Source organism: Streptomyces spiroverticillatus, assembly GCA_014650415.1.
In the GTDB taxonomy this organism is placed as follows: domain Bacteria; phylum Actinomycetota; class Actinomycetes; order Streptomycetales; family Streptomycetaceae; genus Streptomyces; species Streptomyces spiroverticillatus.
The window spans coordinates 1-13,074 of record BMUX01000039.1 but is presented as its reverse complement, the minus strand read 5'-3'; the positions used below and the strand labels follow the sequence as shown (position 1 = coordinate 13,074).

Sequence of the window (13,074 nt, the reverse complement as noted above, 5' to 3'; positions counted from 1 at the left end):
GGTACGCGCATGCCATGTCCATAGCGATACGGCGCGGAGTCGATATAGAGCGAGTACGGGGGAACAGTGGCGAATCCGAATAAGGCACGCGGGACGGCATGGGAAAGCTCGGTGCGGAACTTCCTTAACGGGTCCCTCGGGCTGGTGGACGAGACAGGGAGGTTCCTTGACCCGTGGAACCCCCGGAACGTCCGTCGACCCGCGCAGGAGGGATGGGCGGACGTAGGTGACGTGCACGCGCCCCCGTTCGTCATCGAGGCGAAGGACGTGCGCGCGCCGGCCGTTCCGACGTGGCTTCGGCAAGCACGGGTGGAAGCACGTCACGCCGGCTTCCCGTTCGGTGTCGTCGTCCACAAGTCGCGCGGGCTCGGTGCCGGGGCGGGGCGTGTGCACTTTGACGTACGTACGTGGACCCGGACACGTACAGCCCTCGGGCTGCCAACTCGGGCCATGTTCGAGCGGTACGGCTTCGCGGCTTCGCTGCGGGGTCTCGACACGGGCCGGTGGTACCTGACAACGACCGTCGACCAGTTCGCGCGCATCCTCGCGGACATGCACCGGGCGGGGGTGCCGCGTGCTGTTCGCTGATCTGCTCGCACGCTTCGGCACTGTCGACGAGCACCAGGACGGCGGGTATTCGGCACGCTGTCCCGCCCACCAGGACTCGCGGCCGTCACTACGGATATGGCGGGGCGAGGACAACAAGGTACGGATGACGTGCCGTGCCGGTTGCCGTACCGAGGACGTCATTAAGGCCGTTGGGTTGGGCTGGTCGGCACTTTTCGACGTCACCGGCCCCGGTGCCACCGTTACCGCGGAACGGCCCGAGCTGGTGTCCGTGGGGCAGGTGGCTGCCCTTGCCGCGTACGTCGACCGCACGTCGCTCGCCCTCGCCGACTACTCCGACGAGTGGGCAGAGCGGGCACGGCAGTACCTCACCGACCGGTTCGGACTCAACTTTGAAGCGGCTGCCGAACTCGGAATCGGCGTCGACCAGGGCGACCAGGGCGAGGACTTCCCCCACCTCTCGCGGGGCTTCCGGGCACACCCTCGCTTGACCGTCCCCCTGCACGGATTCGACGGTGTGGCCCGAGGGCTACAGGGGCGGGACCTTTCCGGGGCTTGCCCGGCACGGTGGCTGTCCCTCGCCAACCCGAAGGGGCTCCGCTGGTCTCCGTACGGCGTTTTCGTGGGCGCCGGCGGATACGGCACGGTCCTAGTCACCGAGGGGCCGGGAGACGCGCTCACAGCGGTTGCGTGCGGCTACGACGCCGTAGCGATTCGCGGTGCTTCCCTCGCCAACTCGCCCGAGCTGGTTGCCGAACTCGCGGCCGGCCTCGCCGGACGGCTCGTCATCCTTGCCGGGGACAACGACACCGCCGGGCAAGGGTTCACGGCGAAGCTCGCGGCCGGTCTCGCCGAGCACGGCGTAACCACGCTGCGGCTCCATATCCCCTTTGACGGGGACGACTTGACTGATTGGCGCGAGCGGAATCCCGAGGGGTTCGCGGACGAGCTGCACCGCGCGGTACGCACTGCCCGCCCCGTACAGGACTCTGCGGACGCCGTGGCCGAAGCCCGGTCCGCCGAGCTTGCCGAGCGCACGGGAGCCGAGTCGGTCACGCGCGACCAGGGCGCGGAAGCCGCCGAAATCCTGGCTCGGCTTGTGGGGCAGCTCGGTGAGAGTGACGCCATGAACGCGCACGCTCTCACGGCATGGTGCGGGGGCCGCATCCGCTACGCGGCCGGCCTCGGGTATTTCACGTGGGACGGCTCGGTGTGGGTGCGCTCGGACACCCGCGTACGGCAGGAAATCCACCGTATGGGGGCCGCTCTCGTCCTCGCCGGCCAGACCCAAGCGGCGAGGGGCTTCACCATGTCCAGCCGCATTGACGCACTCATGAAGGAACTCAAGTCGGTTCCCTCGGTGCTGGTCGACGCTGCCGATTTCGACAACCGCCCCGATCTTTTGGCGTTCGCGAACGGCACGGTGGATCTGCGTACCGGCCGTATCCGCCCACACGACATGCGCGACCTACTGACGTACGCGCTCGATATCGACTACAACTCCGGTGCCACGTGCCCCCGTTGGGAATCGTTCCTCTCCGAAGTGTTCCCCGCCATGCCGTCCATGCCCGCGTACATGCAACGCATGATCGGCTACGGCATCACCGGGCACGCCACAGAACAGAGCTTTTGCGTTCTGTGGGGAAAGGGGGCAAACGGGAAATCGGTCCTGGTCGACACCCTTACTCACGTCTTCCGGGCAATCTCGCGCACAACAGCTTTCAGCACGTTTGAGGAACGTCGGAGCGGGGGCATTCCGAACGATATTGCGGCGTTGCGTGGCGCTCGGCTTGTCATGGGTTCCGAGGGCGAATCCGGTAAGGCCATGTCCGAGGCCATTCTAAAGCGGGTCACGGGGACAGACATGATCAACGCCCGATATCTGCATAGAGAGTTCTTTGAGTTCAAACCTTCCTTTCTTCTGTTGCTTGCCACTAACCACAAGCCGAAGTTTAAGAGCCAGGATGAGGGGCTTTGGCGGCGCGTCAAGTTGCTGCCATTTCAACGCTACTTCGCACCCCATGAACGCGACCACCACCTAGACAAGCGGCTACTTGCCGAAGCCGAGGGCATTGCCGCATGGGCCGTACGCGGGGCAGTCGAGTGGTATCGGAGCGGGCTACAGGACCCGTCGGAAATCACCGGGGCAAGCGCTGAATACCGGCAGACCAGCGACCAGCTTGCGGGCTTCTTTCCCGGTGTCCTGGACCGGGCCGACGAGTCACGCGTGATGCCCGGTACCGATGCGTTCAATTCGTATCTGGAGTGGGCCGAGGACGAGAACCTACCGCAGCGGGAACGATGGACCCGCCGAACCTTTTACGACGCTATGGAAGAACGAGGAATAGGGCGGAAGAAGACTAAGACTGGCATTGCCCTGGTCGGGCTTCGCTACGCCAACGAGAGCCCGGACGTTGCCGGGCCCGGCATCTTCGCCAACTGACCAGACACACATACGCGGGTCGTCCACCTCACCGGGTGGGCGGCCCGTTTTGCTGTAGGGGGAGCATTGAGAGAGTTCCGGCATGACATAGCCGGCGACCGGGTCACCGTGCACGTACCCGAGACCGCCGAGGATTTGGACCGGTTCCGCGAATGGCTGGACCGAGCCCGCGAGCGCGGACCTATCGCCGTGGACACCGAAACGACCGGGCTCGATATCTACCGGCCCGGCTACCGGCTCCGCACGGTCCAGCTCGGGGACGCACACGACGCATGGGTGTTGCTGTACGAACGCGGGGGCGAGCACGCACAGCACGCCCGGGAAGCACTGCAATGCTGCGGGCACGTGCTCATCCACAACGCCAATTTCGATTGGCTCGTCTTGGACGAGCACGCTGGCACCCCGTTGGAATCCCTCGCCCCGCGGACCGTCGACACCCGCATACTCGCCACCCTCATTGACCCCCGGCAGCAATCCGAGGGCGGGATAGGGACGGGCCTAAAGCCTCTTTCGGCACGGTGGGTAGACCCGACAGCCCCGGACACCCAAGCGGGGCTGCAAAGCGTCTTCAGAGCGCACGGACTGACGAAAGAGACCGGGTGGGCGGGCATTCCGCTCATGGATCCAACTTTCCTGCTGTACGCAGGACTTGACGTCATTCTCACGGCTCGGCTCGAACCTGTCCTACGGCGCGAACACAGCCGACTCGGCATCCGCCCCGAGCTGGTGCAGTACGAGCACGAGATAGCCCGCATATGCGCCGTGATGCAGCGGCGGGGACTACTCGTTGACCAGGAATACGCCGAACCGCTCGCGCGTCGTCTCGCCGAGGAAGCCGAGCGGTACCGCGCGATGGCAGCCCGATACGGCGTGACCAAAGTCGGCAGCTCGGCACAAGTCGCCGAAGCCCTCGCCGGCATGGGCGAGACGCTTACCGAGCGCACCAAATCCGGGGCACTCCAGACCGACAAAGCCGTATTGCTGCCGCTCGCTGACCTTGACCGGGATTGGCAGCGCATCGGAGCCCGAGAGCCCAACCCGCTCGCGAACGCCGTGCTAAGAGCCAAGCGCGCAAAGAAGTGGGGCGAGGACTACGCCCAAGGGTTCATGAGCAAGCTCGATGCCCACGGTCGGATACACCCGGCCATCGCGCCACTCGCGGCGCGCACGGGCCGGATGAGTGTCACGGACGGGCTCCACCAGCTTCCGTCATCGGATCACGTCGTTCGCCGCGCGATCCTCGCCGAGCCCGGACACGTCAAGGTCAGCACCGACTTTGTGGCCGTGGAACTCCGGGTCCTGGCAGCCCTCGCCCACGTCCGCCGGATGCGGGAAGCCATCGCGGCCGGCGAGGACTTGCACGCGTTCACGGCGCGCATGGTGTGGGGCCCAGACTTCACCCCGCGCCACCGCAAGGTCAGTAAAGGGATTTCGTTCGGAAAGGTTTACGGAGGCGGGCTGGACGTAATCGTCAGGCAGACCGGGGCCCCTGAAGCCGAAGTTCGGTCGGCCCTCGCCGCGTACGACCGGGTGTATCCGGAGATCAAACGGGCGGCTTCCCGATGGCAGCGACAGGCAGTCGCGAACGGCATGGTCTACGTCTCCCCGGTCGGGCGCCGGCTGCCACTCGACCGAGACCGCACGTACGCCGTGACCAACTACGCCTGCCAGTCGACCGCGAGGGACGTCCTCGGGCAAGCCCTTCTGAACATGGAAGCGGCGGGACTACTCGAATACATGCGGCTGCCGATCCATGACGAAATCCTCATGTCCGTACCGGCCGAGGACGCTGCCGACGTGGCCCGGGAGACAGAGCGGTGCATGACGTTCCCCCTGTTCGGGGTGCCCATCGCAGCGGAAGCCGAAGTAGGGGGCCGGTCGTGGGGGTCCCTGTACGGGGCCGACTACTGAGACCGCAGAAGGTTGTACGGGGAACGGTTCCAATATGCACATGATGCGGCATTACACATTCCGATTCCACTACTGCGAGTAGATCATTCGCATTTGTGGGTCACTCAGAATCACATTTGATAACGGGCGGGTTTCGCTCCCGAGACCTAGCCCACTCATGCCCACGTATGCCCCTTTGATGGCTGTTGTTGCCGTGGTGTCCGAGTTCTAAATTCGGTGCCACGCAGCGACAGGGGCAAGCGCAAGCCCCGTCCTGCTAATCCGGGACGGGGCATTTTGCGTCGTCAAGCACGAGCACGGAGCACCCATGAAAAGCCTTACGCCCGAGCTGATCGCCGCAGCGAAAGACAATGACCTCGCCGCAGTGTCCGCGCTCATAGCCGCAACAGAGCCGCTGATAGTCAGCCGCGCCATGTATTACGCCACCACTAAAGGCGCAACCGACTATGACCTGACGGATGACCTTGCACAAGTTGGGCGCGTTCATCTGTGGCAGTCGCTGTCTGAATTCCAAGGAACCGGACGGGGTGAGTTTATCAATTACGTCGGGAGGGTGCTGCAAACGGCAATGACACGGCATAGGCGCGAGGTGGCTTACCAGGGGGTGAGTGCAAGTACCGCCAAGGATTTTGAACGCGCGGTAGAGCTCGCCGGGGGAGACCCTTACGAGGCTGTCAGAATAGCCACAACGGACGCCATGGGAACTCGTGTCATGACCCGTGAACGGGCGTACGCGGCGCTTACTTCCTGGCTCGGTGTCGACTCTCTGGAGCGCCCGATAATGCACGAGTCGAACGAAATGAAGGAAGTCACCCTAAGAGACGTCATCTCTGCCAAGTCTGGTATACCGGCTGATCTGCTTGACTCGCGCGACTACGAATCCACCAGGCGTAGGACCGTGCACGAGAGAGTGCACCACGCATTGGGTGAATTGAGCGAAAGGCAGCGTCACGTACTCAAGGCCGACCACGGCATTACACCGGTCGGATTCTATGGGGACGTCCCGGATGCGGAACTCGCAGACGATATGGGAGTGACGCCCTATCAGGTCAAGCAAGCCCGCGTTAAGGGAAGATCGCGTTTCGCGGCCCTGTACCTTGCGGGGTCGGAAGCAGCGGGGGCGACCGCATGACCACGTGGCCCGCCCGCGAGGGGGGCACCATCGAAATTACGCGGACCGGCCCCCTGCTGGACATTCGTGTGCGGGACGGCTCGGGGCGCACCATAGCCACTGTGACCCGCCGCGCCGGCGAGAGACTGCCGAAGCCAGTACCCCACCCCCGATAGAGCAATCACCCCCGCCCACCCGGACGGGGGCTTTGCCCTTTGCGCTACTCGGCCAAGCGGCGCAACTCGGTGCCTTCCTTGGACACGTACCACACACCGAGTTGCATTTCTGAACGCGCCCCGGTGAGGTTAAACCACTTCTGCCGGTCGCCGTGGATCGTTGACAGGCTTACCCCGTTGTTGTGGGCAATCGTTTTCAGGGGCACGCGCTCCCACATGCCCTTGATCACTTGCCACATGCGGGGCGTTATTTCGTCTCCAGCTACCGCAGGGGCTTCGCCTACCCATGGGGTAGCGCGCTCCCATTGCTGGTCATAGATCCGACACAAGAGTGCGACCAGCGAGGGGTCTGTGATCATCAGTGCCGGTTGGTTGTCTTCCTCATCCGGCACGGCGTAATCCAGAACGAACACCACCTTACTGTCAAGGATGATGATGCGTTCAAAAGGGTAGCTTGTCGTCCGGACTTCGGCCCCGTGGGCGGATACTTCCGCTACGTAGGCTCTCTCGATTGCGCGAGTCCTCGCGCTCTCGGGGTAGATCGTGCGCTGTTTGATTCCTCGTTCCAGTGAGGCAATGTCGCGCGCTGTGGCGGGCTCGATTACCTCTTTCCGGCGCTCGTTGATCTGAGACGAGTAGTGGTGGGACGTGCTGACGCTGGTAGCCCTCTGGATTGCCGCATTTACGGCTGCCTTGTTCGCGAGCCTTTCGACTCCCGTTATGCCCCGGAAGCTGAATGGGTTCTCGAAAGCGGCTATCAAGTCTGACATTCCCCGTGCCCGTTTCAAGGCTTCCTCTATCCGCGCGTACTCCTGCTGTAGGTAGGTGCGCTCCGCGTGACGCAGATGGGTAACCCCGTACAGGCCGGTGATCGGGTCCCGCGAGGACAGACGCAGCGGCACCAGCTCGTCCAGCCCCGGTGTGCCCTCGGGTGCTAGATACCCCTGCCGAAGCTCTGCGAGTAGGGCACTCGCGACGGGCGAGAGTGTCGGGTTCGGGTTGGTTCCTGCGTCGTCGTCCTTCTCATTCATCATTGCCCCTTGCAAATCTCGTACTTGAAGATCCTGTGGCCGAGTCTCCTTGATCCCTTCACAGAGTGCGGGGCATCGTACTGAGAGTCACCCCGCAACCAACTGGCCTACAGCGGAAGGGGGGTGATGCGCCACGCCTTTAAAGGGGTCCGGTCTGCGACTACGTCATGAACGGGTTCACGTGGCGCGACGTCATCGGGTTCACAACGCGTGAACTCAACGTGAGGAAAGGTGAGTTGAACAGTGAAGCAAGCAAAGATCATCGCGAGAGTTGCCGTTGCGGTCGCGGGGGCGGCAATGGTTGCCCTCGGAAACACGGTGCCGGCTGCCGCTGACACCCCCACCAGCCCCACCACAGCCACGGTCGTTGTCCGCCCGGTGCCGCAGAGCCCGGTCGTGAACAACGACACCGGTTGGGGCTAGAGCTAGGCACATAAGGGTTGGGCGGTAGCGGGGAGTTGCCGCCCAACCCTCCCAAGTGGGGGGCAACACGAGAGTGGTTCCGAACGTGCTCTACAAGATCGAGATTTACGCACCAGCGCGGGAAGGCGGGTGGGTGTGGCGCACTGCCGGCCCCCGCTACCCGGACACCCCCGACGTGCTCACGTCCGAGGGGCAGTTACTTCGGGCGCTGCACACCTACACCGCCATGTCGGCCCGATTGCTGGCACCGAGCGTTCCGCGGTTCCGGATGACGGTCCGCACGCTCGTCACGCGTGAGCTGGTCGGCCTGTACGAGTGGGAGCGCTCCACCGAGACCGGTCGGCTGGTCCCCGCGCACACGCCGTTCGTTCACTGGCCCGAGCTGGTGTCCGTCGCCGCGTGACGAGCTGCACCAGGACGACGAGAGACCCCGTCACCCGAGGACGTAAGAGGGTGACGGGGTCTCTGGGCGTGCTGTCAAGTCCCGCCGGGTAGTGCCCCCGATACCCGCCCGCTCGGGCGTACCGTGGACGTGACGGAAGGAGACACCATGGCAAGTGCGCTCGCTCAAAACGTCCGCAAGTACCGTCGGGCAACGGGCTTTAGCCAAGAACGGCTAGCCGAGGAATCTGGCCTTTCCATCGGCACCATCCGGAAGATCGAACAAGGCGGGGACGTGCGCACGGATACGTTGCACACCCTCGCGCGTGCTCTAGGGGTACAGACGAGTGCGTTGTTCGCGACTGCCGCCCCCGAACCGGTTGTAGGTGATGAAGGGAATCGGCGCTACCTGGTGGAGCTGCGGAAGGCTCTGATGCCCCCGGTTGGGCTGGACGCACCCGTTGCGGCACTTGGGCAGCCCACGGACTTGGACGAGCTGCACAGCCGTATTGCCGACTGCCATACGCTCTATTGGGCCGACCGGTACGACTCTGTTGCGCGCAAGTTGCCCGGTCTGTTGCGTGAGTCAGAAGTAACAGCGGCCAACGCCGAGGGGGACGACGACCGACGTTCAGCCGAGACCGCACGCACGCATTCGCTCTTGCTGGCAGGCAAGTACCTCACTCAGGTGAGGCAGTACAACTTGGCTTATCACTCCCTCGCCGAAGCGATTCGACTTGCTCGGGAAACCGGTCAAACCCTTACGGCCGGCACAGGAATTGTCGGCATGTGCTGGTTGCTACTGCGGCAAGACCGGTTCGACGAGAGCGAAGCACTAGCAACGCAGACGGCAGAAGCGATGGAGCCCCGCATGTCGTCCGCCACCGCTGGTCAGCTTGCGGTGTGGGGGGAACTGTGGCTACGCGTCGCCTCCAGCGCCGTGCGCAACAACCGTCCGGACGTGGGCATTGAAGCCCGACGGATGGCAGGCACGGCATCTAGCGCGCTGGGAAGGGAACACAACAGCTTCCCCAACCACTGGGGCGGTTTCGGTCCTGTGACTACGGCCATGAAGGCGACCGAGGATCTAGCGTTGATCGGGGACTCGCACGCGGTGCTCCGCTCCGCAGATGACGGAGTCTTGGGAAGCAAGGCACTCAAGTCCCTCGGCAAACCGACTGCACCAAACTGGGGTCGGCACCGTCTCGACGTGGCACAGGCGCATGTACGGCTCGGATCGCACAGTGACGCCATGGCCGAGCTTGTGGGGCTCCGTGACACGTCGGGGGCGTGGCTTCGACACCAGCCGCTAGCCCGCTACGTCATGTCTGACGTTCTGAAGTCCCGTAAGCGCACGCTGACTAAGGAGATGCGCGACATGGCTTCCTTCCTGGGGGTCTTTGACTAACTACCACGCTCCGTAGCACTTGCTGGGCTACCCACCGTGAACTACCACGAACGGCACGTGGTCTGACGGTTCGTCATAGCCCTACGGTCGAATCTCCGCCCTTTCCAATCTGCGGGAGATCAGGCCATGGCCCGGACCGTGAGCACGCGTGCGACGAACAAGTCCCCTTCCAGTTCGGTCCGGGTGCTTGCTGCTTTGGCAAGTGCGGTTGACTCATGAGAAGCGCAGCGCGGGCAAGGCTCGCGGACCTCATGGCCGAGCGCGGAACGAACGGGGTGCTGTATCTCGAACGCACTGCCCCCGAGGACGACGACCAGGCCGACGAGCCGGCGAGCGTGCTGGACGAACTGAGCGAGCGGGTTGCCGCGTACAACGCGCGTCGCCGGACGTTCGGGGGGCTCGGATGACGGTCCGCAGCGTCATGCGGTACGTGAAGTACCGGTTTCAGACCGACCAGACCGCAGAGCCCGAGTACGAATCCGTCTGCGTGACGGGCGAGGACGCCGACTGTGGTGCCACGTCGCCCCGCTGCACCGACGTGGCCGCGTTGGGTGCGTGGCAGATCACGCACGCCAAGGAGACGGGACACAAGCGGTTCCGTAACGAGTTGGCGCAGTACGTCGAACTGGTGCCGGTCGACGGTTCGGCGTGCACCATCGTCCCGACGAGATCGGGCGGTGCGACGTGACCCAACGCCCCCGCTTACTCGTCGCTGGCACGTTCCGGTGCACTGTCACCGCGCACGGTGCCGCGAACGGGCAGACCGTGGCATTCGTCCTCGGGGAGCACCAGACACCCTCACCGGTCCTCGCCTGCCAGTGGCTTCGGGACCGGGCTCGGTGGATCGCCGATCGGCTCGACCCTGACTTGCCGACCACGGCTGTACCCCTCCCCGCGCTGTACGTGGTCGCCCCCGATGTTCCCGACGCTCCCACCGCCTTACGTGACTGGTCCCGGGACGTCGTGCGGCAGGGGAACGCCGTAATCCAGCTCGACCAGGGGCAGGGCATTCGGTTCATGGCGCGTGACGACACCACCGCCTATGAGCTGTCCGCCGTACCCGTGGCCGTGCCCTCGCCTGTACTGCCGGCTGAATCGGTGGGTGTGCCGTGAAGCGGAAGCAAAGCGCACGCCACTACGCCGGACCGTGCCGCGAGTGCCGACGTCTGCGCTCGATGATCGAAAACGCCTTGCTTCTGAAACGCTTCGCCCTCGCTGACACGCTCCGGGCCGCGAAGTGGCGGCACAACCGCAAAGTCCACCGATGACCGGCGGGAGGAAAGGCCACACCATGACCGGGCTCTGTCGGGCGGAATCCACGCTGCCCCCAATCCTTGCCGCTCTTGCTTTGACGTTCGGACCGAGCACCCCCGAGGACCTGAACCCCGAGCTGGTCTGTGTCCTCGGAGAACACCCCGACGAGCCCGACCACTGGGGGTTCGCGTGCGAAATCGACGGAGACCACACGGGCGAAGTGTGGACCCGATGGACCGACGAGCTTCCGCCGTACGTTGTCCTGGTCAAGCCGAACTGCCCGTCAAAGGGCCCAGAAGACTTCGCGTTTTGCGGCATGTTCGCCGAGCACCCCGGGCCGTGCACGTGGGAAATAGAGCTGCCCACGCCCGACAAGTTGCGCGCCCTGGAACGGGATTTTGACGACGCGCTCACACTTCTTCGCGCCCTGGGTCAACTCGACCCACCCCCTTAGACCCTCCGCCCTGGTCTGAGTCCAGAGCTTCGGACTCGCCGAACAGTCCAGCGCGGAGAACCGTCCGGCTGCCCTCTTGTCTGGGGACGGTCGGCAGCCGGACGGAGCACCGCCCAAAAGCCCCCACCAACCGGCGACACCAGACGCCGGCGGTGGGTTGCAAGACCGGCCGTTGCTGTTCAGGGGTGCCCCTCTCTGCACCCTCGGGAAGATGCCCGGCGGACGGAACAGCTCCACCCCGGTTGGTGTCTGGCGACAGTCGGACCGGGGTGGAGCCCGCACACGCCCGTCCCGGCGGAGGGTTCGACCACACGAATCCGCCGGGACGGGTCCCACGCACCGCACCAACCCGCCTACATGTGAGGAGAGTTCACGGTGAGATACCGGCGCACCATCACAGCAACAGCGGTCATCGCGGCAGTCCTGCTAGCCACTGGAGCCGAGAGCGGCGGGTGCGGTGCGAAGGATGACGGGAAGGGACTCGCCCCGCCCAAGGTGGAAGGCGCACCCCGAGGGACGCTCTGCACCTTCTACACCACGGGCGTGCGCGTCGAACGGAAGCAACTGATCGGCACCGTTACGTCCGTGTGCCGTAAGTCGCCGCTCGTCCACAAAGTGACGGTCATCATGGACCGGAAATCCACCAACGGCGGATGGAAAGCCGTAGCAGAACAGAACTTTGACAAGGCACCCGCCGCGAACAAGACCAAGACCATGAACCTGAAAGTTCCCTGCCGTGCCGGGGTCTACCGGCTTCGGCACACCGAGACCGTGCAGGGGCTCGATGACAAGACCCCCCAGTTCGCGAAGATCACGGACCAACGGGAAATGGTCGTAACAGCAAGGGACTGCGAATGATCAGAAGCAGGAAGCGGAAGCCCGTCACGCTGCACGCCGGCGACCCTCGGGCAGCTCGCCCGGTCTACGCGCACACGCTCGGTGGACCCCCGCGAGGGCGGTTCCGGCGGTTCCTCGCAGCGCTACGGCACACCCGCTAACCCCCTATCGGCCCCGGTCCCCTCTCACCCCCGAGGGAGGTGGCCGGGGCTCCCTATTGCCCGAACCCACGACAAGGAAGATCCAGCGTGCCCGTTCCCGTCCCCTACGTCACCGCGTACACCAACGAGCTTGGCCCCCGACTCGATGAACTCACTGTCGAAATCCGGCCCAACCGCGCACCGCAAATCGCCTACGTACTCCCGACCCCGAACGACCGGGATGCACACGGGAACCTGTGGGCGCGCATGACCCGACCCCCCGAGGGCGAGCGAGGACGTCCCCTCTTTGAGTCCATGGATCCGCTGCGGCAGCGCGAATGCATGCAGGGGCTCTTGTGCCAGGTGTGCGCGAAGCCAGCCGAACGCGAGGACGGAACGCTGTTCATCGAGTGGCAGCACGCGAACGAACCCCCGATCCGCCTAGACCGGATCATCACCGACATGCCGCCGCTGTGTCCGTCCTGCGTCCCGGTGTCCCTCAAACACTGCCGATTTTTGCGGGACGAGAAATCCGCCGTGGTGCTGCTCGTCCGCAAGTCCGTGCCAAGCGGTGTGTCCGGCACTCTCTTTCGCGTGGTTGACAACCCCATCCGGTGGACTACGTCCGAGAACGACGCCTATTGCAGCTTCAACAAGCCCCGGCAGCCGGCCCTTATCGCCCAACGGCTCTACCGGAAGTTGCGGGGCGTGACCGTAGTCGACCCGGACAGCCTGCCGACCGTCTGACCGGTGCTACGCGTCGTCCTGGTCGCCCTCGGGGCGCTCGGCCACGAATGAGCCCATGCCCGGTGTGGTGGTGATCCAGCCGGTTGCCCGAAGCTCTTTGGTCGCCTTAGAAGTCATCTCATTTGGCGAGTCTGCGGTAGCAGATGAGGGTACAGGCGATGCTGGTGAAGGCGAGGAAGTGGTCGGCCTTG

12 protein-coding genes are annotated in these 13,074 nt (G+C 64.6%); 11 read left to right on the top strand and 1 reads right to left on the bottom strand.

Going from position 1 to position 13,074, the window contains the following annotated elements; genetic code table 11:
• The first annotated feature begins 450 nt into the window (after window positions 1-450).
• The 4 genes from IE269_RS43630 (at window position 451) to IE269_RS41715 (ending at window position 6,053) form a co-directional block, all read left to right on the top strand.
• Window positions 451-588 (top strand): hypothetical protein, encoded by a 138-nt coding sequence (locus IE269_RS43630; protein WP_229898621.1) that lies wholly within the window; start codon window positions 451-453, stop codon window positions 586-588.
• A complete protein-coding gene (locus tag IE269_RS41725; RefSeq protein WP_189828590.1) occupies window positions 575-3,010 on the top strand; it encodes a phage/plasmid primase, P4 family in 2,436 nt (811 codons plus the stop codon). Before IE269_RS43630 ends, IE269_RS41725 begins: the two co-directional genes overlap by 14 nt.
• Window positions 3,011-3,076: 66 nt before the next feature.
• Entirely contained in the window at window positions 3,077-4,921 is a 1,845-nt protein-coding gene (locus tag IE269_RS41720; protein ID WP_189828589.1) for a DNA polymerase, read from the top strand.
• Window positions 4,922-5,228: 307 nt separating this feature from the next.
• The gene (locus IE269_RS41715) at window positions 5,229-6,053 is read left to right on the top strand and encodes a sigma-70 family RNA polymerase sigma factor (RefSeq protein ID WP_189828588.1); all 825 of its coding nucleotides are present in this window, start codon (window positions 5,229-5,231) and stop codon (window positions 6,051-6,053) included.
• 199 nt (window positions 6,054-6,252) lie between these two features.
• Here IE269_RS41715 and IE269_RS41710 read toward each other — a convergent pair whose 3' ends face one another.
• Window positions 6,253-7,239, bottom strand: a complete 987-nt coding sequence (locus IE269_RS41710) for a hypothetical protein (RefSeq protein ID WP_189828587.1) — start codon at window positions 7,237-7,239, stop codon at window positions 6,253-6,255.
• A 556-nt stretch (window positions 7,240-7,795) separates the two neighbouring features.
• Here IE269_RS41710 and IE269_RS41705 point away from each other — a divergent pair.
• From IE269_RS41705 to IE269_RS41675, 7 genes are all read left to right on the top strand, one after another.
• A complete protein-coding gene (locus IE269_RS41705; RefSeq protein ID WP_189828586.1) occupies window positions 7,796-8,065 on the top strand; it encodes a hypothetical protein in 270 nt (89 codons plus the stop codon).
• A gap of 147 nt (window positions 8,066-8,212) precedes the next feature.
• Window positions 8,213-9,451 (top strand): helix-turn-helix domain-containing protein, encoded by a 1,239-nt coding sequence (locus IE269_RS41700; RefSeq protein WP_189828585.1) that lies wholly within the window; start codon window positions 8,213-8,215, stop codon window positions 9,449-9,451.
• 215 nt (window positions 9,452-9,666) lie between these two features.
• Complete coding sequence (locus IE269_RS41695) at window positions 9,667-9,858, top strand: hypothetical protein (protein WP_189828584.1); 192 nt, start codon at window positions 9,667-9,669, stop codon at window positions 9,856-9,858.
• Window positions 9,855-10,139 carry a DUF7848 domain-containing protein gene (locus tag IE269_RS41690; protein ID WP_189828583.1) on the top strand — a complete coding sequence of 95 codons (285 nt, stop codon included), beginning with the start codon at window positions 9,855-9,857 and terminating at the stop codon, window positions 10,137-10,139. Before IE269_RS41695 ends, IE269_RS41690 begins: the two co-directional genes overlap by 4 nt.
• Before the next feature lie 576 nt (window positions 10,140-10,715).
• Window positions 10,716-11,159 (top strand): hypothetical protein, encoded by a 444-nt coding sequence (locus IE269_RS41685; RefSeq protein ID WP_189828582.1) that lies wholly within the window; start codon window positions 10,716-10,718, stop codon window positions 11,157-11,159.
• A 375-nt stretch (window positions 11,160-11,534) separates the two neighbouring features.
• Entirely contained in the window at window positions 11,535-12,017 is a 483-nt protein-coding gene (locus IE269_RS41680) for a hypothetical protein (RefSeq protein ID WP_189828581.1), read from the top strand.
• A 227-nt stretch (window positions 12,018-12,244) separates the two neighbouring features.
• Window positions 12,245-12,883, top strand: coding sequence for a hypothetical protein (locus IE269_RS41675; protein ID WP_189828580.1), 639 nt, complete (start codon window positions 12,245-12,247; stop codon window positions 12,881-12,883).
• Window positions 12,884-13,074 lie beyond the last annotated feature (191 nt).